The organism is Nocardioides panzhihuensis, from assembly GCF_013408335.1.
In the GTDB taxonomy this organism is placed as follows: Bacteria; Actinomycetota; Actinomycetes; order Propionibacteriales; family Nocardioidaceae; genus Nocardioides; species Nocardioides panzhihuensis.
In genome coordinates, this window is the sequence record NZ_JACBZR010000001.1 from 4,226,836 (window position 1) to 4,248,808 (window position 21,973).

Below are 21,973 nucleotides of genomic sequence, written 5' to 3' on the forward strand. Positions count from 1 at the left end.
TTTCACTGCTGGGACTTAGCTACCAAGGGAGAACGCGTCGAGATCGTCTGCGAAGGAGCGGCGGGCCGCCGACTGGTCCTCCGGCGAGGAGTCCTCGGTCTTCGGTCCGACGGCTGCTTCAGGCTGCTTGTTGCGCAGGCTGACCGGCTCCCGGCGCGGGAGCGCACCGGACTCTACTGGTCCGCTCTGTTCAGCGGGCACGGAGGCCTCGTTCGTCTCATCGGCCCCACCCGTTTCGCCGGGGAGCGGGATCGACGTCTTCAGGGTGTCGGTGGAGGGATCCGGCGAGGGCTCCTGGCCGGGCGCCGGCGCGAACTGGGCCCCCGGCCGACGCACGGGCTGCTGCACGGCGTGCTGCCCGGTCTGTGCCTCCGCATGCGGGTCGGTGAACGGATCGGTGAGCGGGTCGGTGAGCGGATTGGTCCGATGCGAGGGCCGCCGCGCGGAATCCATGGGCTCGACGGGCTCGAGCGAGGACCGCCGTGTCTCCAGGCGCGCAGGCTGCGCAGCTTGCTGTGACACGGACGGTGACACGGGCTGCGACACCTGCTGGGGGCCCCGTCGCCTCGGGGCAGGAGGCAGGACCGCGACGCTGCTCGCGCTGGAGCTCCTCGGCAGCTCGGCCGGCTCGATCGGAGCGACCGGCACCTCGCACAGCAGCTGGGCCGGCACGGTCACCATCGCGATCATCCCGTTGCCGGGTGCGGGCCGGGTGGCGAGACGTACGTCGATGTCGTACTTGCGGGCGATCCGGTGCACCACCGGGAAACCGGTGTGGCTCCCGGACTTGCTGACCAGCTCGACGACCGGGCCGGCCAGCAAGGAGTTGAGGCGTCCCACCGACCGCTCCGGGATGCCGATGCCGGTGTCCTCGATCCGGAAGAGCACGTCACCGGCGTCGGCCAGGTGGACGTTGACCGTCACCGTTCCCGGGGAGTACTTGGTCGCGTTGTCCAGCAGCGCGGCGATCAGGCAGGAGACGTCGTCGGCGGCATAGCCGATGACGGCAAGATCGCTCACCCGGCCGATCGTCACCTGGTTGTAGCGCTCGATGCTCGACAGCGCCATCCGGATGATGTCCAGCAGCGAGGTGTCGATGCCACCCATCTCGTCCTGGGCCCGACCGGCGAGCGTACGCAGGTCACGGCTGGCGCGCCGCATGCGAGTAACCGCGTGGTCGACCTCGTAGAGCTTCCGCAACCGCTCAGGATCGTCCTCGTCGGCCTCCAGCCCATCGAGCGAGATGCGCATCTGCTCGGCCAGGCTGATCAGGTGGAGCCCGAACTGCTCCATGATCTCGGGCCAGGCCTCGTCCTCATCCTCCGGCGGCAACGCAGGTGTCGAGGAGATCGGCAGGGAGGCAGGTGTCGGTGGGGCGAAGGGGGTCGGTGGCACCGGTGGAAAGGGCGCGGCCTGGCCGTTCGTCGGAGGGAATGAGCGAGCAGGACCCGGATCTGACTGCTCAGCGAGCGTCGCAGTCTGGGGCGCCCGGCGCTTCAACAAGCGCAGGCTCCAGCGTGTCATGAGGCGGCACTTTCAAATGTGGAGAAGGAAAGGAGCGGTGATCAGATTGGCACAACCCGTGCGCGAGCGCAGGGTTACGCGCCCAGAAGCAGACAGTGTCCTAGGTCCCTCTTCCCGAGTGGCTCAGGCGCGCCGTCACCTTCCGACGAGGTGGACCAGATCCTATGCCGATCCCCCAACTCAGCTCGCCAGCAGGCGCAGGGTCTCCTCACGGGCCGGCGCAGTGCGCGGATCCGTTCCCTCGTAGGCAGATCCGACAGGGTTCACCATGACCTCGTCCACGCCGTACTCGTCGGCCATGCCGGCCAGGCGCGCCTTCGCATACTCGGCGGAGCCGATGATCCAGCGGCTGCGCATGGTGTCGACGAGCCCCTGGTGGGCCTCGGGGATCTCGGTCTTCTCGGCCTCGTCGATGCTGGGCTGCGCGGTCAGCGGCTGGCCCGTACGCAGCTTCAGCATGGTCAGCAGCTGCGGCAGGGCCCGGCGGTCGGCCTCCTCCGCGGTCTCTGCCACGCTCGCGTTCACCGTGAGGAACGTCTTCGGCTCACGGAGGAGCTCAGAGGGCTGGAACGTCGACCGGTAGAGGTCGATCATCGCCTTGGTGTCGGTGCCGTTGCCCGCGAAGTGGTGCGCGAAGACGTAGGGCAGCCCCTTCTCGGCGGCCAGGCGCGCCGAGTAGTCCGAGGAGCCGAGCAGCCAGAGCTCGGCGACCGTCGCTGCCGACGGGGTCGCGTGCAGGACGTGCTGGCGACCGCCGGCCATCAGCCCGACGCCCTCGGGCGCCATCATGGAGACGATGTTGTCGAGGTACTCCGGGAACCGGTTCACCGCGTCGTCGGTCACTCCCCCGGCGCCGTGACGGAGCGCCCAGGAGGTGACCGGGTCGGTGCCCGGCGCACGGCCGATGCCGAGGTCGATCCGCCCGGGGAACGCCGCCTCGAGCAGCGCGAACTGCTCGGCCACGACCAACGGCGCGTGGTTGGGCAGCATCACGCCGCCGGAGCCGACTCGGATGCGCTCGGTCGCGCCGGCCACCAGCGAGATCAGCACCGGCGGGTTGGTCGACCCGACCGCCGGCATGTTGTGGTGCTCGGCGAGCCAGTAGCGCTCGAATCCCAGCTCGTCGGCGACCTTGGCCAACGACAGTGTCGCGGCCAGGGCATCTGCGGAGGACTGGTCCTTGCGGACCGGGACCAGGTCGAGAACGCTCAGCTTCACGTGAGGGCTCAACCCTCACCGAGGTGGTGTTTATTCCGGAGGCAGCAGAGCGCGGAGTCCGTCGGCGACGGCTGAGCGCCACCAGGCGTAGTCGTGACCGCCGTTGTGCTCCGCGGAGGTGACGTCGATCCCGGCCGCCCGGAGACGGTCGACGAGGTCGTGGTGGAGCTCGTCGAGGACCCACTCCTGGGTGCCGTGCGCCAGGTGCACGCGGGTCTTCGCCTCCGGCGTGACGGCGTCGGCGAGGTCGTCGAGCCACAGCGAGGCCGACTGGCTGGCGACACCGTGAATGTGGCCGGGATAGGTCAGTCCGGCCCGCAGCGCGGTCACGCCACCGAGGCTCTGGCCCACGACGTACGTCTCCTCGGTCACCGCGCGACGCTCGCGCACCCACGGCAGCAGCTGGTTGACGATGTAGTCGGCACCCTCGCCACCGGCCAGCTCCTCCCAGCGCTTGTCGCGGCCGCCGGAGGCGGGCAGGACGCAGCGGACGTGGCGGAGATGGCCGTCGGCGATCAGGTTGTCGAGCGTGGTCGGCAACGAATGGTGGTCGGTCCAGATCTCGCCGTCGAGCGCGACCACGAGCGGCAGGTCGACGTTGAGCCCGGCGCCGGCCGGGTCGTAGAGCCAGACGTCACGCCCGTCCGGGCCCGCCTCCAGCGTGACGGTTCCGGGGACGACGTCATCGCGGCGGTGCAGCCACGGCTGCAGCGGAGCGTCGGGCAGCGAGACGACCGACTGCTTGATGCCCTGCCGGTTGTGGCACCAGTCGGGGTTGAGCGGGTCGAGGTAGCCGCGGTGCAGCACGGCACGGAGCTCGACCTGCCCCTCGCTCTCCCACGGGGCCAGCTCGTCGGGATGCTTGCACAGGAAGGAGTAGGAGGCGCGCCAGTCGGCCTTCATCAGGAATGAGGCGTGCCACAGGTCGGTGCCTGCCTTGCGCTCGAGCATCGTCTCGTCGAGATGGCGCTCGTCAGAGAGCCGGTTGGCGAAGAGGAACACCTCCTCGGCCTCGTCGTCGCGCCAGCAGAAGGTGACGACGACCTCGTCGTCCGCGCCGTCGGCGCCGGTCTCCTCGATGAGCGGGAGCGAGGTGGCGATCTGGTCCCAGAACATCTCGATGTCCTCAGGACTGAGTCGGTCGATGATCGCGCTTCGCGTCCGTGCTGATGGATTGGGTCGCGCCGCCATGGGTCGTCGCAACTGCGTACTCATCTGGTCATTCCTCCCGAGTACGGGGCTCTCCCTGTCCCCGCGGGCTGACCAAGTTACTCACAGACGGGCCCGCACGCGAGGTTCCGAGGTCCCTTTCTCTGTCAATCGACAGGTGATGTCGCATACCCGCTAGTCAAACGCGTGGGCAACCGGGTTTCGTTCAGTTTCCTATCAGTTTTCGGTCCGCATGTCGGCACAGATCGCGACGGCGCCGAGAAATCCGGGGCCCTCCCACTGGGTGATCCGGACGTCGCCGAACTGGTCCATCGGGCCCTCCTCGGCGAGAACATCGAGGCGCTGTGCCGCCGCCATGCTGCCGTGGCCGGCCTTCACCAACGCCTCCTTGCGCACCCACAACCGCGTGAACGCGTACGCAGCGTCCGGCTGCCCCGACACCCAGGCCGCCTCGCGCGGCGAGAGCGCCCGGTCGGGCCCGCGCACGACTCTCTCCACGTCGATGCCGCACCGACGGGTGGCGGCGACCGCGGCGACCTGCCCGCGGGCGTGGCTGAGGCTCACCTGGACCGTCGTCCACGCCGGACCGGCTACGGACGGCGCGCCGTGCTCGGTGCTTCCGCATCGAGCGCAGCGCTGCTCGATCACGATGGCCTCGCGGGCGAGGCCCAGCAGCTCCGCTGCGCACTCGCGGACGAGAACGTGCGCTGCTGCGTACGCCTCTTGGTCCGCCTCGGCCACCAGGCGCTGGTGGCGGGCTCGCTCCGCGGCGGTCAGCAACCCGAGATCGGCGGCGATCTCGTCCACCGGCGCGAAGCGCACGATCTCAGTCATACCGACGCTCGATCGCGCCGCGGCCTCAGTGACCGCCCCAGGGGACGCCGAGCTTGCCGAGCATCTCCTCGCCGCCGTCGAGTGCGGTGAGCACCCAGGCGCCGTCGGCGGTGAGCGCGAAGGTGTGCTCGAAGTGGGCGGCCCAGGATCCGTCGTCGGTGACTACGGTCCAGTCGTCCTCGAGGGTGGTGACCTCGGGTCCACCCAGGGTGAGCATCGGCTCGATGGCCAGCGCGATGCCGCGCTGCAACTTGGCGCCCTTGCCCGGCTTGCCGTAGTTGAACACCGACGGCTCCATGTGCATCTCGCTGCCGATGCCGTGGCCGCTGAACTCCTCGAGGATGCCGTAGTCACCCTGGGAGTCGACATAGGTCTCGATGGCGTGCGAGATGTCGGTGACCCGGCCGCCGAGGCGGGCGGCGGCGATGCCGTGCCACATGGCCTCCTCGGTGACCCGCATCAGCTCGGAGACCTCGTCGGAGACCGATCCCATGGCCACCGTGATCGCGGCGTCGCCGTGCCAGCCGTCGACGATGGCGCCGCAGTCGATGGAGATGATGTCGCCGTCCTTCAGCTCCCGGGATCCGGGGATGCCGTGGACCACGACCTCGTCGACCGAGGCGCAGATCGAGCCCGGGAATCCGTGGTAGCCCTTGAACGACGGGACGCCACCCCGGGACCGGATCGAGTCCTCGGCGATGGCGTCGAGCTCGAGAAGGGTGACTCCGGGCCGCGCAGCGGCCCGGAGCACCTCGAGCGTCTCGCCGACCACGAGGCCGGCCGTACGCATCTTCTCGATCTGCTCAGGGGTCTTGATCTGGACCTTGTTCAAGAAGCCCACTGCTCCCCCGTTGCGTAAAGATGTTGTGGTTCAGGACTCAGGAACGATGTCGAGCTCATCGAAGATCCGCTTGGTGACATCGTCGACGTCGCCCATGCCGTCGATCTCGTGGACCAGGCCACGGCCCTTGTAGACCTCGATCAGCGGCGCGGTCTCCTCGAGGTAGACCTCCTGGCGGCGGCGGATGACCTCTTCGGTGTCGTCGGAGCGACCTTCGAGCTCAGCACGCTGCAGCAGCCGCTGCACGATCTCGTCCTTGTCGACCGTCAGCACGACCACAGCGTCCAGCGCGTGGCCGGTGAACCTGATCATCCCGTCGAGCTCCTCGACCTGCGCGAGCGTGCGCGGGTATCCGTCGAGCAGGAACCCTTTGGCTGCGTCGGGCTCGTCGATGCGGTTGCGAACCATCAGGTTCATCACCGAGTCCGGGACGTACTCGCCCTTGCTCATGTACGAGTCGGCCTCGACCCCGAGCGGCGTCCCTGCGTCTACGTTCGCCCGGAGGATGTTTCCGGTCGAGATCGCGGGGATGCCGAAGTGCTCGGCGATGAACTTCGCCTGGGTGCCCTTACCGGCACCCGGCGGGCCCATGATGATCAGTCTCATCGGAGGAACCCTTCATAGTTGCGCTGCTGGAGCTGGCTCTCGATCTGCTTCACCGTGTCGAGGGCGACGCCGACCATGATCAGGATCGAGGTGCCACCGAACGGGAAGTTCTGGTTCGCGTTGATGAGCGCCAGCGCGATCAGCGGGATGAGCGCAACCAGACCGAGGTAGAGCGAGCCCGGCAGTGTGATACGGGACAGAACGTAGGACAGATAGTCCTCGGTAGGCTTCCCGGCCCGAATTCCTGGAATGAAGCCACCGTATTTCTTCATGTTGTCGGCGACCTCCGGGGGGTTGAAGGTGATCGACACGTAGAAGTAGGTGAAGAAGATGATCAGCGCGAAGTACGTCGCCATGTAGATCGGGTGGTCACCCTGGACGAAGTAGTTGTTGATCCAGTCGACCCAGATGGGCGGGTCCTGCGCGTTCTGGTTGAACTGCGCCGCCATCGCCGGCAGGTAGAGCAACGACGAGGCGAAGATGACCGGGATGACACCGGCCTGGTTCACCTTCAGCGGGATGTACGTCGAGGAGCCGCCGAACATCTTGCGGCCGACCATCCGGCGGGCGTACTGGACCGGGATCCGGCGCTGGGCCTGCTCGATGAAGATGACCGCAGCCATGATCGCGAGCCCGATGACGAGCACGATCGCGAAGGTCCACCAACCCTTGTCGTTCTTGACGGCCCACATGGTGGCCGGGAAGGTGGCGACGACCTGGGTGAAGATCAGGATCGACATACCGTTGCCGATACCGCGCTCGGTGATCAGCTCGCCGAGCCACATGATGACGGCGGTGCCGGCGGTCATGGTGACGACCATGACCAGGAAGGTGGCAGTGCCGTCGTCGTGCAGCAGAGGCTGCGTACAGCCCTGGAGCAGGTCGCCGGAGCGGGCCAGCGCGACGATGCCGGTGGCCTGCAGGACCGCGAGGCCGAGCGTCAGGTAGCGGGTGTACTGGGTGATCTTCGACTGCCCGGCCTGACCCTCCTTCTTGAGCCGCTCCAGGCGCGGGATCACCACGACGAGCAGCTGCAAGATGATGCTCGCGGTGATGTACGGCATGATGCCGAGCGCGAAGACGGTCAGCTGCAGCAGCGCCCCGCCGGAGAAGAGATTGACCAGGTTGTAGAGGCCGGCGCTGTCACCGGTCTGGGCTGCGTCAAGACACTGCTGGACGTTCGCAACGTGAACGCCAGGGGCAGGGATCTGAGACCCAGCCCTGAAGATCACGACGATCAGGAGAACGAAGAGCAGCTTCTTGCGCAGGTCCGGGGTACGGAACGCTGATGCGAACGCGCCAAGCACGAATGGTTCCTCTTTCGACAATCAGGGGTCGCAGGGCCTGCGCCGATGCGAAAACCCGTGGCAGCCTAACAGCCTCCACGGCAGCTCATGCACGTAGGGCTGAAACAGCGGGAGCGCGGTCGGGACCCCGAAGGGGCGACCCGGCCGCGCTTCCACATGACAGGCTCTACGGTAGTAGAACTGTCAGAGAACCGTGACAGTTCCGCCAGCAGCCTCGATCTTCTCCTTGGCAGTGCCGGAGAAGGCGTTGGCGCTGACCTCGACCTTGACGGTCAGGTCGCCCTGACCCAGAACCTTGACGGGGAGGTTCTTGCGAACCGCGCCCTTCTCGATGAGCGTCTCGGGGGTGACGGTGCCACCCTCCGGGAACAGCTCGTTGAGCTTGTCGAGGTTGACGACCTGGAACTCCACCTTGAACGGGTTCTTGAACCCCTTCAGCTTGGGGAGCCGCATGTGCATCGGGGTCTGGCCGCCCTCAAAGGCAGCCGGGACCTGGTAGCGGGCCTTGGTGCCCTTGGTGCCGCGACCCGCGGTCTTACCCTTGGACGCCTCACCACGACCTACACGGGTCTTGGCCTTCTTGGAGCCGGGAGCCGGCGCCAGGTTGTGCACCTTGAGTGCCATATCAGTCGACCTCCTCGACCGTCACCAGGTGACGGACGGTCTGGACCATGCCCCGGATCTCCGGGCGGTCCTCCTTGACGACGACGTCGCCGATCCGCTTGAGACCGAGCGTACGCAGGGTGTCTCGCTGGTTCTGCTTCAGACCAACGAGGCCCTTCTTCTGCTGGACCTTGAGCTGTGCCATCAGGCCGACACCCCCGCCTTGGGCTCCGCGACCTCGGCCTGCGCCTTGAGCAGCGCCTCCGGGGCAACGTCCTCGACCGGGAGACCACGACGAGCAGCAACAGCCTCGGGCGTCTCGAGCATCCGAAGCGCCTCGACCGTCGCGTGGACGATGTTGATCTGGTTGGACGACCCGAGCGACTTGCTCAGGATGTCGTGGATGCCGGCGCACTCCAGGACGGCACGCACCGGGCCACCGGCGATGACACCGGTACCAGGAGCGGCCGGGCGGAGCATGACCACACCAGCGGCCTTCTCACCCTGCACCGGGTGCGGGATCGTGGCCTGGATGCGGGGAACGCGGAAGAAGTTCTTCTTCGCTTCCTCGACACCCTTGGCGATCGCCGCGGGAACTTCCTTTGCCTTACCGTAGCCGACGCCGACCAGACCGTCTCCGTCACCGACGATCACGAGGGCGGTGAAGCTGAAGCGACGACCACCCTTCACGACCTTGGCAACTCGGTTGATCGCGACGACCTTCTCGATGTAGGCGGTCTTGTCGGCACCTTGGTTGCGACGATCGTCGCGACCTCGGCGCTCGCCACCACGCTGTCCGCGCTGGGCTCCGCTCATCAGACTTTCCTCTTCTCTCGTTCGATCGTTGCGATCAGAAGGTCAGACCGGCCCCGCGCGCGCCATCAGCGAGCGCGGCGACACGGCCGTGGTACTTGTTGCCGGCACGGTCGAAGACCACGGTCTCGACCCCAGCGGCCTTGGCACGCGACGCGACCAGCTCGCCGACCTGCTTGGCCTTGGCAGTCTTGTCACCGGAGGCGGACCGAAGGTCGCCCTCGATGGTCGAAGCCGAGGCAAGCGTCTTGCCGGCCAGGTCGTCGACGACCTGGGCGGTGATGTGCTTGGCGGACCGGGTTACGACGAGGCGCGGACGCTCCGGCGTACCTTCGATCTTCTTGCGACCACGAGTCTGACGACGCAGACGCGAGCGGACGCGGGAAGCGGTGTGCTTGTTGTTCGACAGCGAGATGGCCATCACTTACCAGCCTTTCCGACCTTGCGGCGGATGTTCTCGCCGGCGTAACGAACGCCCTTGCCCTTGTAGGGCTCCGGCTTGCGCAGCTTGCGAATGTTGGCCGCAACCTCACCGACGAGCTGCTTGTCGATGCCCACGACGCCGAGCTTGGTCGGACCGTCGGTGGTGAAGGTGATGCCTTCGGGGGCGTCGAAGACGATCGAGTGCGAGTAACCCAGCTGGAACTCCAGCTTGGTCGGACCCTTCGACAGGACGCGGTAACCCACGCCGACGATCTCGAGCTTCTTCTCGTAGCCCTCGGTGACACCCAGGACCATGTTGTTGACCAGCGTGCGGGACAGGCCGTGGAGGGCCTTGTTGTCCCGGCTGTCGTCGGGGCGCTTGACGTCGAGGACGTTACGGCCCTCGTCGTCCTGAGCCTTCTCGACGGTGATCGGGTCGACCACGGTGTGCGACAGGGAGCCCTTGGGGCCCTTGACGCTCACAACCTGGCCGTCGATGGTGACGTCCACGCCGGCCGGAACCGGGACGGGGAGCTTGCCAATACGCGACATGTTCTTCTCTCCCTTCCCTGATTACCAGACGTAGGCGAGGACTTCCCCACCTACGCCCTTCTTGTTCGCCTGGCGGTCGGTCAGCAGACCCTGGCTCGTCGAGATGATCGCGACGCCGAGGCCGCCGAGCACCTTGGGGAGACCGGTGTGCTTCGCGTAGACACGCAGACCGGGCTTGCTGATGCGGCGTACGCCGGCGATCGAGCGCTCACGGTTGCGGCCGTACTTGAGGGTGATGGTCAGGGTCTTGCCGACCTGGCCCTCGGTGGGCTCCAGCACCTCGTACTTGGTGATGTAACCCTCCTGCTGGAGGATCTCAGCGACGCCCTGCTTCAGCTTGCTGTACGGCATCGAAACCGTATCGTGGAACGCCTGGTTGGCGTTGCGCAGACGAGTGAGCATGTCTGCGATCGGGTCAGTCATCGTCATTGGCCGAACGGCCCTTTCTCGTAGTGGTTTCCTCGCGACACAAAGTCACGAGGACCTTCAACGTCAGTGGTTGTGGAGAATCTGGTGATCGAGCCTGTCGAGATTCACCAGGAGGACTTGGTGACGCCGGGCAGCTCGCCGCGGTGGGCCATCTCACGCAGGCAGATACGGCACAGGCCGAACTTGCGGTAGACAGCCTTCGGGCGGCCGCAGCGCTGGCAGCGGGTGTAACCGCGAACCGCAAACTTCGGCTTGCGGGCGGCCTTCACCTTGAGAGCGGTCTTCGCCATCTCAGTTCTCCTTGAACGGGAAGCCGAGCGCCTTGAGCAGCGCGCGACCCTGGTCGTCATTGGTGGCGGTCGTCACGAGGGTGATGTCCATGCCCCGCGAGCGGTCGATCTTGTCCTGGTTGATCTCGTGGAACATGACCTGCTCGGTGAGACCGAAGGTGTAGTTGCCGTTACCGTCGAACTGCTTGCCGTTCAGGCCGCGGAAGTCCCTGATTCGGGGCAGCGCGAGCGACAGCAGGCGGTCGAGGAACTCCCACATCCGGTCGCCGCGCAGCGTGACGTGCGCACCGATCGGCATGCCCTCGCGCAGCTTGAACTGCGCGATGGACTTCTTCGCCTTGTTGATCAGCGGCTTCTGGCCGGTGATCGCGGTCAGGTCGTTGACAGCGCCCTCGATCAGCTTGGAGTCGCGAGCAGCCTCGCCCACGCCCATGTTGACGACGATCTTGGTCAGACCGGGGATCTGCATGACGTTCGGGATCTCGAACTCGGCCTGCAGGGCCGGGGCGATCTCCTCGCGGTACTTCGTCTTGAGGCGCGGGGCCACAGCGGTGTCGGTCATGATCAGATGTCCTTACCGGTCTTGCGCGAGATGCGAACGCTGCGCTCGGCGGCGTAGGTCGAACCGTCGGCGCGACGCTTCTGGACCGTCTCACGGCGGTAGCCGACGCGAGCCGGCTCGCCACCCTCGAGCAGCTGAACGTTGGAAACGTGGATCGGGGCCTCGGTGGTCACGATGCCGCCGGTCATGCCGGCGCGACCGCCCTGGTCCTGGACCTTGGTGTGCTTCTTGATGAGGTTGATGCCCTCGACAATCACACGGTCCTCTCCGGTGAAGACAGCGATCACCTTGCCGGAGCCGCCCTTGTCCTTACCTGCGATCACCTTGACGGTGTCGCCCTTCTTGATGTGCGAGCGACCCATCACAGCACCTCCGGCGCGAGCGAGATGATCTTCATGAACTTCTTGTCGCGCAGCTCACGGCCAACCGGGCCGAAGATGCGGGTGCCTCGCGGCTCGCCGTCGTTCTTGAGAATGACGGCGGCGTTCTCGTCGAAGCGGATGTACGAGCCGTCAGCGCGGCGGCGCTCCTTGACGGTGCGCACGATGACAGCCTTGACGACGTCACCCTTCTTCACGTTGCCACCGGGGATAGCGTCCTTGACGGTGGCGACGATGGTGTCGCCGATGCCGGCGTAGCGACGACCGGAACCACCGAGCACACGAATGCAAAGGATCTCCTTCGCACCAGTGTTGTCGGCGACCTTGAGTCGCGACTCCTGCTGGATCATTACTTCTCCTTGTCGAGCTGGTTCTCTCCCCGCTGGAGGGCGGGCGAGCCTTGCCGAACGTAATTGGCCCCATAATCGGGTTCTTGATGGGCGCAGGCCCAGCGAACAATGGTCGCTGGACCTGCACCCTTTGGTCAATTTGGCGACGTTTGAGTAACCCCAGCATCGCCAGCCGGATCCGTCTCCTAGGAGACGAGGATCACTTGGCGCGCTCGACGACCTCGACGAGGCGCCACCGCTTGGTCGCGGACAGCGGCCGGGTCTCCATGACCAGGACGCGGTCGCCGATGCCGGCGGTGTTCTGCTCGTCGTGAGCCTTGAGCTTGCTGCTACGGCGCATGACCTTGCCGTAGAGCGGGTGCTTCACGCGGTCCTCGACCTCGACGACGATGGTCTTGTCCATCTTGTCGCTGACGACGAGGCCCTCGCGCACCTTGCGCGTGTTGCGCTCGGTGGTGTCCTGGGTTGCCCCTGAATCGGACTCAGTGGTAGCCATCTCAGGCCTCCTCGGTGGTCTCGGTGCCCGGGGCCACGCGGATGCCGAGCTCGCGCTCACGCACCACGGTGTAGATCCGGGCGATGTCCTTCTTGACGGTGTTGAGCCGACCGTGGCTCTCCAGCTGGCCGGTGGCCGCCTGGAACCGGAGGTTGAACAGCTCCTCCTTCGCCTCGCGCAGCTTCGCCTCGAGGTCGACGTCGGTGAGCTCGTCCAGCTCGAACGCCTGCAGGGAGTTGGCCATCAGAACTCACCAGCCTCTCGCGTGATGAAACGGCACTTCATGGGCAGCTTGTGGATCGCGCGGCGCATCGCCTCGCGAGCCGTGTTCTCGTCGACTCCGGAGAGCTCGAACATGACGCGGCCCGGCTTGACGTTGGCCACCCACCACTCCGGCGAACCCTTACCGGAACCCATGCGGGTCTCGGCGGGCTTCTTGGTCAGCGGGACGTCGGGGTAGATGTTGATCCACACCTTGCCGCCTCGCTTGATGTGGCGAGTCATCGCGATACGCGCTGCCTCGATCTGGCGGTTGGTCACGTAGTGACCCTCGATCGCCTGGATGCCGTACTCACCAAACGCGAGCTTCGTGCCACCCTTGGCCATACCAGTGCGCTTCGGGTGGTGCTGCTTGCGGTGCTTGACTCGACGGGGCATCAGCATGGGTCAGCCCTCCTGGGTCGTGGTCTCGGCGGCGGGAGCCTCAGCGGCAGCCGGCGCCTCAGTCTTCGCCGCGCGGTCAGCGCGGTTCGGGCGGTCACCACGGGTGCCACGCGACGGACGGTCGTTGCGGCCACCGCGACGGTCGTTGCCACCGCGACCCGGGACGCCCGCACGGGCGGCCTGGGCGGCCTGACGCTCAGCGCGCGAGCCGGAGACCTCGCCCTTGTAGATCCAGACCTTCACGCCGATGCGGCCGAAGGTCGTGCGGGCCTCGTAGAAGCCGTAGTCGATGTCGGCACGCAGCGTGTGCAGCGGAACGCGGCCCTCGCGGTAGAACTCGGTACGCGACATCTCGGCGCCGTTCAGACGACCCGAGCACTGGATCCGGATGCCCTTGGCACCGGAGCGCATGGTGGTCTGCATGGCCTTGCGCATCGCGCGACGGAACTGCACGCGACCGCTGAGCTGCTCGGCTACACCCTGGGCGACCAGCTGAGCGTCGACCTCGGGGTTCTTGACCTCGAGGATGTTCAGCTGCACCTGCTTGCCGGTGAGCTTCTCCAGCTCGGTGCGGAGGCGGTCGGCCTCGGCGCCGCGGCGGCCGATGACGATCCCGGGACGCGCGGTGTGGATGTCCACACGGACGCGGTCACGGGTGCGCTCGATCTCGACCTTGGCGATGCCGGCCCGCTCCATGCCCTTGCTGAGCAGCTTGCGGATCTTGACGTCCTCGCCGACGTACTCCTTGTACTGCTTGTCGGCGTACCAACGCGACTTGTGGTCGGTCGAGATGCCCAGGCGGAAGCCGTTCGGGTTGATCTTCTGACCCATTAGTTCTTACCGCCCTTCGCGACACTGCGCTTGTTCAGCTCGGCGGCCGGCTGCACGACCAGGGTGATGTGCGAGGTCCGCTTGTTGATGCGGGTCGCACGACCCTGGGCGCGGGGACGCCAGCGCTTCATGGTCGGACCTCCGTCGACCATGGCGACCGAGACGACGAGGTCGTCGCGGTCCAGACCCTCGGCCGACACCGCGTTGGCGATGGCGCTCTCGAGGACCTTGTAGACAGTCTCAGAGGCTGCCTGCGGCGCGAACTGCAGCAGGGAGAGGGCCTCGTCGACGGGCAGACCGCGAACCATGTCGACGACCCGGCGTGCCTTCATCGGAGTGATCCGCACGAAGCGGGCACTCGCGAAGGCACCCGGCTGGTCGCCGAGCAGGGACTCGCGGCGGGCGCTTACGCGCACACGCTCGGTGGTGCTCATCGACGCCGTCCCTTCCGATCGTCCTTGATGTGACCCTTGAAAGTGCGGGTCGGGGCGAACTCGCCCAGCTTGTGACCGACCATCGAGTCGGAGACGAAGACCGGGACATGCTTGCGACCGTCGTGCACCGCGATGGTGTGACCGATCATCTCGGGCACGATCATCGAGCGGCGCGACCAGGTCTTGATCACGTTGTGGGAGCCCTTCTCGTTCTCGGCGTCCACCTTCTTCTGAAGGTGGTCGTCGATGAAGGGGCCCTTCTTAAGGCTGCGAGGCATTGCTTACTTCCTACCCTTCCCGCTCTTACGGCGGCGGATGATCTGCGAGTCAGAGGCCTTGCGCTTACGCGTGCGGCCCTCGGCCTTACCCCAGGGGCTGACCGGGTGACGGCCACCGGAGGTCTTACCCTCACCGCCACCGTGCGGGTGGTCGACCGGGTTCATGACGACACCACGGACGGTCGGGCGAACGCCCTTCCACCGCATACGGCCGGCCTTGCCCCAGTTGATGTTCGACTGCTCGGCGTTACCGACCTCACCGACGGTGGCGCGGCAGCGCACGTCGACGAACCGCATCTCGCCCGAAGGCATACGCAGCGTGGCCTTGGAGCCCTCACGGGCGACCAGCTGGGCGCGCATGCCGGCGGAGCGGGCGATCTTCGCGCCGCCACCCGGACGCAGCTCAACGTTGTGGATGGTGGTACCAACCGGGATGTTGCGCAGCGGGAGGTTGTTGCCGGGCTTGATGTCGGCAGTGGGACCGGACTCCACGACGGTGCCCTGCGATACGCCGACGGGCGCGAGGATGTAGCGCTTCTCGCCGTCGAAGTAGTGCAGCAGGGCGATGCGGGCGGTGCGGTTCGGGTCGTACTCGATGTGAGCGACCTTGGCCGGCACGCCGTCCTTGTCGTAGCGACGGAAGTCGATGATCCGGTAGGCACGCTTGTGGCCACCACCCTTGTGGCGGGTGGTGATACGGCCCTGGTTGTTGCGGCCGCCCTTCTTGGGAAGGGGCACCGTCAGCGACTTCTCCGGCGTGGTCCGAGTGATCTCGGCGAAGTCGGCCACCGACGAGCCACGACGGCCCGGGGTAGTCGGCTTGTACTTACGAATAGCCATGTTCAGTCAGTCCTTCTCACGCGCCGAAGATGTCGATGCGGTCGCCCTCAGCCAGGGAGACGATCGCGCGCTTGGTGTCAGAGCGCTTGCCCATGCCGTACTTCGTACGACGGGCCTTGCCCTTGCGGTTGATCGTGTTGACCGAGGTCACCTTGACGTCGAACACCTTCTCGACCGCGATCTTGATCTCGGTCTTGTTCGCGTCGGGGCGAACGATGAAGGTGTACTTGTTCTGGTCGAGGAGGCCGTAGCTCTTCTCGGAGACCACCGGCGCGATCAGAATGTCGCGGGGGTCGTAGTGCAGCGTGCTCACTTGTTAGCCTCCTCATCAGACGCAGCCTTCTCAGAAGCAGCCTTCTTGCCGGCCTCGACGAAGCCAGCGGCAATGGCGTCCTCAGCGGACTTGAAGTAGAACTCCGCCTTGGTGGACTCGTACCAACGGCCGCCCGGGGCGTGGAACTTCTTGTCCTTGCCCTTGACGTTGCCCTTGATCTCGAAGCCCTCAGGAGCCGAGCCGTCCTCGAGCGGCGCGACAGCGCCCTCGGGGAGGTCGTTCTCCTTGGCGGGCTCGACGGCGGCTTCCTTGATCGCGTCCTTCTCGACCTCACCGATGGTGACGGTCTCCTTGGCAGCGACGACCGGCTTGTCCGAGACGAAGATCTCGTAGGCCGGCCTGGAGAAGACGACATCGTCGGAGACGAGGACGTCGTAGGTGTTGAGCTGGTCGGCCCAGAGCAGGTGAACCTCAGGCACGTTGCGCAGGCTCAGCGCGGCGATGGACTCGGAACGGTCCAGCACGACGAGGAAGCGCTTGGCGTCGGAGATCGACTTGAGAGCGGTCAGCGCAGTCTTGGTCGAGGGAGCCTCGAGGGAGAGCTCGACCACGTGGATCTGGCCGGCGCGGGCCCGGTCGGAGAGGGCTCCGCGGAGAGCCGCGGCCTTCATCTTCTTGGGGGTGCGCTGGCTGTAGTCACGCGGCTGCGGGCCGTGGACGATGCCACCACCGGCGAACTGCGGCGCACGGGTCGAACCCTGGCGGGCGCGACCGGTGCCCTTCTGCTTGTAGGGCTTGCGGCCACCGCCGCGGACTTCGCCGCGGGTCTTGGTGGAGTGCGTGCCCTGGCGCGCAGCAGCCTGCTGCGCGACGACGACCTGGTGGATCAGCGGGATGTTGACCTCAACATCGAAGATCTCAGCCGGGAAGTCGACCTTGACGGTCTTGATAGCCATGATCAGGCCTCCAGCTTCTTAGCAGCCGAGCGGAGGACCACGAGACCACCCTTGGGGCCAGGAATGGCGCCCTTGACCAGGATGAGGCCCTTCTCGGTGTCGACGGCGTGCACGGTCAGGTTCTGGGTGGTGACGGTGTCAGTACCCATGTGACCGGCCATGCGGACGCCCTTGAAGACGCGACCGGGCGTGGCGCAAGCGCCGATCGATCCCGGCTTGCGGTGGTTGCGGTGAGCACCGTGGGAGGCACCGACACCGTGGAAGCCGTGACGCTTCATGACACCCGCGAAACCCTTGCCCTTCGAGGTGCCCGTCACGTCGATCTCCTCGCCGATGGCAAAGGTGTCGACGGGGAGCTCCTGGCCGGCGGCGTAGGACGCGGCGTCGGCGGTGCGGATCTCAGCCAGGTGACGGCGCGGCGTGGTGCCGGCCTTCTCGAACTGGCCGGCGCCCGGCTTGTTCACCTTGCGGCCGTCGATCTCGCCGTAGCCGATCTGCACGGCGTTGTAGCCGTCGACCTCGGGGGTGCGGACCTGGGTCACGACGTTGGTGTTCGCCGCGATGACGGTCACGGGGACGACGATGTTGTTCTCGTCCCACAGCTGGGTCATGCCGAGCTTGGTGCCCAGGAGACCCTTCACGTTGCGTTCGATCGTCATGTCGTCAACCTCAGAGCTTGATCTCGATGTCGACACCAGCAGGCAGATCGAGCCGCATGAGGGAGTCAACAGTCTTCGGGGTCGGGTCGATGATGTCGATGAGGCGCTTGTGGGTGCGCATCTCGAAGTGCTCGCGCGAGTCCTTGTACTTGTGGGGCGAGCGGATGACGCAGTACACGTTCTTCTCGGTCGGCAGCGGCACCGGGCCGGCGACCTTGGCACCCGTACGGGTGACCGTGTCCACGATCTTTCGCGCCGAGGTGTCGATCACCTCGTGGTCATAGGCCTTGAGCCTGATGCGGATCTTCTGTCCCGCCATCTGTCTCTCTCGTCCTTCTTGGTCAGCGTGCCGCGTGCTACAGGCTTCCTCCGGCTGAGTCGGCCCGGTTGCTCACCTCTGGCTCCGACCCCCGCGGTCGGGCGTGTCGCGGATGATGTTCAGAGGAACACCAATGCAAACAACGCCGACGTCACGTCGGGACTTTCACCATCAGCTTCACTGGAACCACGCCTTCGGGATGGGCACACGGCGACCACAGACCACATCCGGACAGACTGACAGCCTGCTCAGGTGACGCGATTCAGTAGTCAAGGTGTGCGCACCCCAGCGAACGTTCACTGGAGCAACCAGAGAATCTTGGCACGCGTACGCAGGTGGCTCCAAATCAACGATGCCCTCTGGGTCGCTCTGAGAGGATGCCCTCAACCGAGCGAGTTCGCCGGTCGTCGTGACGAGGAGCATCAGGATGTCAGGAGCGTGGCCACCCCCACCGGGTGAGCAACCTCAGCAGGGTGCGGCCGACCCGTCCACCCCTCCCCCGCCGGGCCAGCCGGTGCACCCTCAACAGGTGCATCCTCACCCCGCCCAACCGACGTGGGCACAACCGCTGCCACCGGCCCACAAGCCGGGAGCGATCCCGCTGCGCCCGCTGGGCCTCGGTGACATCCTCGACGGCGCCTTCCGGCTGGTCCGCTTCAACCCGGGCGCCACCGTCGGCGCCTCGGTCCTCGTGGCCGCGGTCGCGATGGCCATCCCGCTCGGGGTGACCGCGGCGATGACCTTCTCCGGCGACAGCCTGGAATGGTTCGGGGCCACCCTCGAGGACCCCGACTACGCGCCCAGCAGCTCCGAGATCCTCAGCATCGTGGCGGCCGTCGGCTCGCTCGTCCTCGGCACGATCCTGCAGGCGATCGGCGCGATCCTGGTGGCCGGGATGATCTCCCACGTGGCCCACGCCGCCGCGATCGGCCGCAAGCTCACGCTCAGCCAGGCCTGGGCAGCCACCTACGGCAACCGCTGGCGGCTGATCGGGCTCGCGCTGCTGACCACGCTGGTCTTCGTCCTGGTCCTGGGGGTCGCGGTGACGCCCGTGGTGGTGCTCGCGATCGTCGTCGACAGCCCCGTCCCGGCCATCCTGGTCGGGATCCTGATGTTCCTGCTGCTGATCGCGGCCTCCCTCTTCCTGACGGTGCGGCTCTACCTGCTCTCGGTGCCGTCGCTGATGCTCGAGAACACCGGCGTCTTCGGCGCCATCGGCCGTGCCTGGCGGCTGTCGGCCCGCCAGTTCTGGCGGCTCTTCGGGATCTGGCTGCTGGCCACCATCATCGTCGGCTTCGTCTCCCAGATCGTCGCCTTCCCGATCAGCATGGTCGCCAGCGTGGTCGGCATCGTGCAGCCGGACCTCTACTTCTTCGCGACCATCGCCGGCAGCGCCGTCTCGACCGTCGTCGCGGCCGCGATCGTGGCTCCGTTCAGCGGCGCGGTGACCAACCTGCAGTATCTCGACCAGCGCATCCGCAAGGAGTCCTACGAGGTCGAGCTGATGGAGCAGGCCGGGCTGCTGAGCAGATGATCCTCTTCCAACTGGCTCCTCCGCTGGAACCGTCACCCGAGGAGGGTCGCTCCTGGCTCCGGCGCGAGCTGGCCGACCCGGAGTACCACGAGCTCGACCTCGTCGAGCGGATCATGCGCTGGATCGAGCGCGCCCTGTCCGACGGCATCCCGTCCGCCGGGGACGTGCCGTGGGCGCAGACCGTCGCCGCCATGGTCGTCTTCGCGGCGATCCTGATCGGGCTCGGCCTGCTGGTCTCTCGTGCCCGGCGCAGTCCCCGGGCGGCCCGCGACCGCAACGGGGACGTGCTCACCGACGAGTCGCTGTCGGCGGCCGCCCTCCGGGAGCGGGCCGAGGCTGCGTACGCCTCGGGGGACCATGGCGCCGCGGTGATCGACGGCTTCCGGGCGCTGGCCAGGCGTCAGGTCGAGCGCGGCCGGCTCGCGGAGGACCTCGGGCTGACCGCCGCCGAGGTCGCGGCGAGCCTGGAGCGGGAGATGTCGCTCGAGGGCCGGGCCGGCAGCGCCGCGGAGCTGTTCAACGAGGTGCTCTACGGCAACCACCCCGCCACACGTGAGCAGGCCGAGGGCGTGCTGAATCTCGAGCAGGAGCTGGCGGTGAGCCGATGAGCATCCCGACCGACGACGAGGTCTCGACAGACCCGGTTACCGGCCCGACCACCGGCCCGGCCACGGGCTCGGCCGGCTGGTTCCGCCGGCACCGTCCGTTGCTGGCTGTCGCGCTGGCCTTCGTGGTCGCGGTCACGCTGGCATACCTCGCGACTCCGAAGGGCCAGGAGTCCTATGCGCCCTACGACCCGGAGAGCCCCGATCCCGACGGCACCCGGGCGCTGGTCCGGGTGCTCGAGGAGCACGGGGTCGAGGTCGACGTCGTCCGGTCCGCCGAGCGCCTGGAGAGCGCCGAGATCGGGCAGGACACGACGGTCCTCGTGACCGGGACCGACGCGCTCGGCGAGGACACCGCCTCCAGGCTGCGGGAGCGCACCGACGACGCCGACCTGATCCTCTCCGACCCGCCGCCCTACGTCTCGGCGATGCTCGACATCCCCTACGCGCTCTCCCAGACGCCCGAGACGATCGAGGCGGACTGCGACGACCCGCGCTGGGAGGGGCTCAGCATCCAGGCCGACGCGGTCACCGCGTACGACGCCGGCTCCTGCTTCCCGCACGAGACCGGTGCGGTGCTCGCTCCCGCCGACGGGCTCACCGTCTGGGGTGCACCGCAGGTGCTGACCAACGACCAGATCCTGCGGGCGGACAACGCCGCGGTGGCGCTTCGGCTGCTGGGCGGCAGCGACCGCCTGGTCTGGTACATCCCCTCCTTCGACGACCTCGCCCCCGACGAGACCCACTCCGCCGGGTCGCTGCTGCCGCCCTGGATCAAACCGGCCCTGTGGATCCTGCTGCTCGCGGTCGTGGCCTTCGCGCTCGCCCGCGGGCGACGGCTGGGACCGCTGGCGGTGGAGCCGCTGCCGGTCCATGTCCGCGCCGCGGAGACGACCCGCAGCCTGGGCCGGCTCTACCGCCGCTCCGGCGACCGCACCCACGCAGCGACGACGCTGCGGCACGCCGCCCGCGCCCGCCTCGCCCGGCGGCTGCGGCTGGACCGGGATGCCACCACGGAGGCCGTCGTACGCGCCGTCGTCCATCGCACCGGACGGCCCGACCTCGAGGTCTCCGCGCTGCTCACCGGCTCTCCGATCGAGAACGACCAGGACCTGATCACGCTGGCCAACGCGCTGGCTGCCCTTGAGGAAGAGGTACGACACCCATGACCCAATCCGAGACCATCCCCTACGTGTCGCCCGACGCCGCGCGCGAGCGCCTCACCGCGGTCCGGGCCGAGGTCGCCAAGGCGGTCGTCGGGCAGGACGCCGCGGTCTCCGGGCTGCTGGTCGCGCTGGTGTGCGGCGGCCACGTGCTCATGGAGGGCGTGCCCGGCACCGCCAAGACCCTGCTGGTGCGGTCGCTGTCGGCGGCGCTCTCCGTGGAGACCCGGCGGGTGCAGTTCACCCCCGACCTGATGCCCGGTGACATCACCGGTTCGATGGTGGTCGAGTCCTCCCACGGCTCGCTGACGTTCCGGGAAGGACCGGTTTTCACCAACCTGCTCCTCGCCGACGAGATCAACCGCACCCCGCCGAAGACACAGTCGGCGCTGCTCGAGGCGATGGAGGAGGGGCAGGTCTCGGTCGACGGGGTCACCCGGCCGCTGCCGAAGCCGTTCCTGGTGGCCGCGACCCAGAACCCCATCGAGTACGAGGGCGTCTACCCGCTCCCCGAGGCGCAGCTGGACCGGTTCCTGCTCAAGGTCGTCCTGCCGGTGCCCGAGCGCTCCGACGAGGTGCAGATCCTCACCCGCCACGCTTCCGGCTTCGACCCGCGCGACGTCGCCGCGGCCGGGGTCACGGCAGTGGCCTCAGGCGCCGACATCGAGGCCGCCCGCCAGCTGGTCGGGTCGGTCCAGGTCTCCCCCGAGGTCACCGGCTACATCGTCGACATCGCCCGGGCGACCCGGGAGTCCCCGTCGCTGTCGGCCGGGGTGTCGCCGCGTGGCGCCACCGCGCTGCTCCGCGCAGCGCGTGCCTGGGCATGGCTCGCGGGTCGTGACTTCGTCACCCCCGACGACGTGAAGTCGCTGTCCCACGCAGCCCTCGCCCATCGTCTGGCCCTGCGCCCCGAGGCCGAGCTCGAGGGCGTCCAGGTGTCCCAGGTCCTCTCCTCCGCCATCGGCGCCGTCCCCGTCCCCCGATGACCATGCCCCGAGAAGTCATCTTCTGGCGCCGAG

32 protein-coding genes are annotated in these 21,973 nt (G+C 67.3%); 4 read left to right on the plus strand and 28 right to left on the minus strand.

The genetic code is table 11. From position 1 onward, the window contains the following. Positions 1-15: 15 nt before the first annotated feature. The 28 genes from BJ988_RS20005 to rpsJ all read right to left on the minus strand — a co-directional run bounded on the left by BJ988_RS20005 (position 16) and on the right by rpsJ (position 17,652). Positions 16-1,395 (minus strand): ATP-binding protein, encoded by a 1,380-nt coding sequence (locus BJ988_RS20005; RefSeq protein WP_179659679.1) that lies wholly within the window; start codon positions 1,393-1,395, stop codon positions 16-18. A 309-nt stretch (positions 1,396-1,704) separates the two neighbouring features. Continuing rightward, the gene (locus tag BJ988_RS20010; RefSeq protein WP_179659680.1) at positions 1,705-2,742 is read right to left on the minus strand and encodes an MsnO8 family LLM class oxidoreductase; all 1,038 of its coding nucleotides are present in this window, start codon (positions 2,740-2,742) and stop codon (positions 1,705-1,707) included. 30 nt (positions 2,743-2,772) lie between these two features. Continuing rightward, a complete protein-coding gene (locus tag BJ988_RS20015) occupies positions 2,773-3,957 on the minus strand; it encodes an enterochelin esterase domain-containing protein (RefSeq protein ID WP_179659681.1) in 1,185 nt (394 codons plus the stop codon). Between the two features lie 171 nt (positions 3,958-4,128). Beyond that, positions 4,129-4,746, minus strand: a complete 618-nt coding sequence (locus BJ988_RS20020) for a 4'-phosphopantetheinyl transferase family protein (RefSeq protein ID WP_179659682.1) — start codon at positions 4,744-4,746, stop codon at positions 4,129-4,131. Between the two features lie 25 nt (positions 4,747-4,771). Continuing rightward, positions 4,772-5,587: a type I methionyl aminopeptidase gene (gene map / locus BJ988_RS20025; protein ID WP_179659683.1), complete on the minus strand. Its 816-nt coding sequence runs from the start codon at positions 5,585-5,587 to the stop codon at positions 4,772-4,774. A gap of 30 nt (positions 5,588-5,617) precedes the next feature. Then, positions 5,618-6,193, minus strand: coding sequence for an adenylate kinase (locus BJ988_RS20030; RefSeq protein ID WP_179659684.1), 576 nt, complete (start codon positions 6,191-6,193; stop codon positions 5,618-5,620). Then, a complete protein-coding gene (gene secY, locus BJ988_RS20035; RefSeq protein ID WP_179659685.1) occupies positions 6,190-7,500 on the minus strand; it encodes a preprotein translocase subunit SecY in 1,311 nt (436 codons plus the stop codon). Before secY ends, BJ988_RS20030 begins: the two co-directional genes overlap by 4 nt. Positions 7,501-7,683: 183 nt before the next feature. Continuing rightward, a complete protein-coding gene (gene rplO, locus BJ988_RS20040) occupies positions 7,684-8,124 on the minus strand; it encodes a 50S ribosomal protein L15 (RefSeq protein ID WP_179659686.1) in 441 nt (146 codons plus the stop codon). A gap of 1 nt (position 8,125) precedes the next feature. Next, on the minus strand, positions 8,126-8,308 hold the full coding sequence (gene rpmD / locus BJ988_RS20045; protein WP_008361029.1) for a 50S ribosomal protein L30: 183 nt from the start codon (positions 8,306-8,308) through the stop codon (positions 8,126-8,128). Further along, the gene (gene rpsE / locus BJ988_RS20050; protein ID WP_179659687.1) at positions 8,308-8,919 is read right to left on the minus strand and encodes a 30S ribosomal protein S5; all 612 of its coding nucleotides are present in this window, start codon (positions 8,917-8,919) and stop codon (positions 8,308-8,310) included. The genes rpmD and rpsE overlap by 1 nt, the downstream gene beginning before the upstream one ends. A 34-nt stretch (positions 8,920-8,953) precedes the next feature. Then, on the minus strand, positions 8,954-9,337 hold the full coding sequence (gene rplR / locus BJ988_RS20055; protein WP_179659688.1) for a 50S ribosomal protein L18: 384 nt from the start codon (positions 9,335-9,337) through the stop codon (positions 8,954-8,956). Continuing rightward, on the minus strand, positions 9,337-9,891 hold the full coding sequence (gene rplF / locus BJ988_RS20060) for a 50S ribosomal protein L6 (RefSeq protein ID WP_179659689.1): 555 nt from the start codon (positions 9,889-9,891) through the stop codon (positions 9,337-9,339). The genes rplR and rplF overlap by 1 nt, the downstream gene beginning before the upstream one ends. Positions 9,892-9,912: 21 nt before the next feature. Then, a complete protein-coding gene (rpsH, locus tag BJ988_RS20065) occupies positions 9,913-10,320 on the minus strand; it encodes a 30S ribosomal protein S8 (RefSeq protein ID WP_179659690.1) in 408 nt (135 codons plus the stop codon). A gap of 104 nt (positions 10,321-10,424) precedes the next feature. Beyond that, positions 10,425-10,610, minus strand: a complete 186-nt coding sequence (locus BJ988_RS20070; protein ID WP_011757321.1) for a type Z 30S ribosomal protein S14 — start codon at positions 10,608-10,610, stop codon at positions 10,425-10,427. Position 10,611: 1 nt separating this feature from the next. Continuing rightward, on the minus strand, positions 10,612-11,172 hold the full coding sequence (rplE, locus tag BJ988_RS20075; RefSeq protein WP_091052391.1) for a 50S ribosomal protein L5: 561 nt from the start codon (positions 11,170-11,172) through the stop codon (positions 10,612-10,614). A gap of 2 nt (positions 11,173-11,174) precedes the next feature. Further along, the gene (rplX, locus tag BJ988_RS20080; protein WP_179659691.1) at positions 11,175-11,534 is read right to left on the minus strand and encodes a 50S ribosomal protein L24; all 360 of its coding nucleotides are present in this window, start codon (positions 11,532-11,534) and stop codon (positions 11,175-11,177) included. Beyond that, a complete protein-coding gene (gene rplN / locus BJ988_RS20085; protein ID WP_008361015.1) occupies positions 11,534-11,902 on the minus strand; it encodes a 50S ribosomal protein L14 in 369 nt (122 codons plus the stop codon). Before rplN ends, rplX begins: the two co-directional genes overlap by 1 nt. Before the next feature lie 199 nt (positions 11,903-12,101). Beyond that, a complete protein-coding gene (gene rpsQ, locus BJ988_RS20090; RefSeq protein WP_179659692.1) occupies positions 12,102-12,398 on the minus strand; it encodes a 30S ribosomal protein S17 in 297 nt (98 codons plus the stop codon). A gap of 1 nt (position 12,399) precedes the next feature. Next, on the minus strand, positions 12,400-12,642 hold the full coding sequence (gene rpmC, locus BJ988_RS20095) for a 50S ribosomal protein L29 (protein WP_179659693.1): 243 nt from the start codon (positions 12,640-12,642) through the stop codon (positions 12,400-12,402). Continuing rightward, entirely contained in the window at positions 12,642-13,061 is a 420-nt protein-coding gene (gene rplP / locus BJ988_RS20100) for a 50S ribosomal protein L16 (RefSeq protein WP_179659694.1), read from the minus strand. Before rplP ends, rpmC begins: the two co-directional genes overlap by 1 nt. Before the next feature lie 3 nt (positions 13,062-13,064). After that, positions 13,065-13,892: a 30S ribosomal protein S3 gene (rpsC, locus tag BJ988_RS20105; protein ID WP_179659695.1), complete on the minus strand. Its 828-nt coding sequence runs from the start codon at positions 13,890-13,892 to the stop codon at positions 13,065-13,067. Beyond that, entirely contained in the window at positions 13,892-14,326 is a 435-nt protein-coding gene (gene rplV / locus BJ988_RS20110) for a 50S ribosomal protein L22 (RefSeq protein WP_179659696.1), read from the minus strand. The genes rpsC and rplV overlap by 1 nt, the downstream gene beginning before the upstream one ends. Continuing rightward, positions 14,323-14,604, minus strand: coding sequence for a 30S ribosomal protein S19 (rpsS, locus tag BJ988_RS20115; protein WP_179659697.1), 282 nt, complete (start codon positions 14,602-14,604; stop codon positions 14,323-14,325). The genes rplV and rpsS overlap by 4 nt, the downstream gene beginning before the upstream one ends. Positions 14,605-14,607: 3 nt before the next feature. After that, a complete protein-coding gene (rplB, locus tag BJ988_RS20120) occupies positions 14,608-15,444 on the minus strand; it encodes a 50S ribosomal protein L2 (RefSeq protein WP_179659698.1) in 837 nt (278 codons plus the stop codon). 16 nt (positions 15,445-15,460) lie between these two features. After that, positions 15,461-15,757: a 50S ribosomal protein L23 gene (gene rplW, locus BJ988_RS20125; RefSeq protein WP_179659699.1), complete on the minus strand. Its 297-nt coding sequence runs from the start codon at positions 15,755-15,757 to the stop codon at positions 15,461-15,463. Continuing rightward, complete coding sequence (gene rplD, locus BJ988_RS20130) at positions 15,754-16,674, minus strand: 50S ribosomal protein L4, sunset domain variant (protein WP_179659700.1); 921 nt, start codon at positions 16,672-16,674, stop codon at positions 15,754-15,756. Before rplD ends, rplW begins: the two co-directional genes overlap by 4 nt. A 2-nt stretch (positions 16,675-16,676) precedes the next feature. Then, the gene (rplC, locus tag BJ988_RS20135) at positions 16,677-17,333 is read right to left on the minus strand and encodes a 50S ribosomal protein L3 (RefSeq protein ID WP_179659701.1); all 657 of its coding nucleotides are present in this window, start codon (positions 17,331-17,333) and stop codon (positions 16,677-16,679) included. A 10-nt stretch (positions 17,334-17,343) separates the two neighbouring features. Further along, positions 17,344-17,652 carry a 30S ribosomal protein S10 gene (gene rpsJ, locus BJ988_RS20140; RefSeq protein WP_008360994.1) on the minus strand — a complete coding sequence of 103 codons (309 nt, stop codon included), beginning with the start codon at positions 17,650-17,652 and terminating at the stop codon, positions 17,344-17,346. 529 nt (positions 17,653-18,181) lie between these two features. Here rpsJ and BJ988_RS20145 point away from each other — a divergent pair. Genes BJ988_RS20145 through BJ988_RS20160 form a run of 4 tightly spaced genes read left to right on the plus strand, consistent with a single transcriptional unit; the run spans position 18,182 to position 21,940 of the window. Continuing rightward, entirely contained in the window at positions 18,182-19,186 is a 1,005-nt protein-coding gene (locus tag BJ988_RS20145; RefSeq protein WP_179659702.1) for a DUF7544 domain-containing protein, read from the plus strand. Further along, entirely contained in the window at positions 19,183-19,794 is a 612-nt protein-coding gene (locus BJ988_RS20150) for a DUF4129 domain-containing protein (protein WP_179659703.1), read from the plus strand. Before BJ988_RS20145 ends, BJ988_RS20150 begins: the two co-directional genes overlap by 4 nt. Beyond that, a complete protein-coding gene (locus tag BJ988_RS20155) occupies positions 19,791-20,960 on the plus strand; it encodes a DUF4350 domain-containing protein (protein WP_179659704.1) in 1,170 nt (389 codons plus the stop codon). The genes BJ988_RS20150 and BJ988_RS20155 overlap by 4 nt, the downstream gene beginning before the upstream one ends. After that, positions 20,957-21,940: an AAA family ATPase gene (locus tag BJ988_RS20160; protein ID WP_179659705.1), complete on the plus strand. Its 984-nt coding sequence runs from the start codon at positions 20,957-20,959 to the stop codon at positions 21,938-21,940. The genes BJ988_RS20155 and BJ988_RS20160 overlap by 4 nt, the downstream gene beginning before the upstream one ends. Positions 21,941-21,973 lie beyond the last annotated feature (33 nt).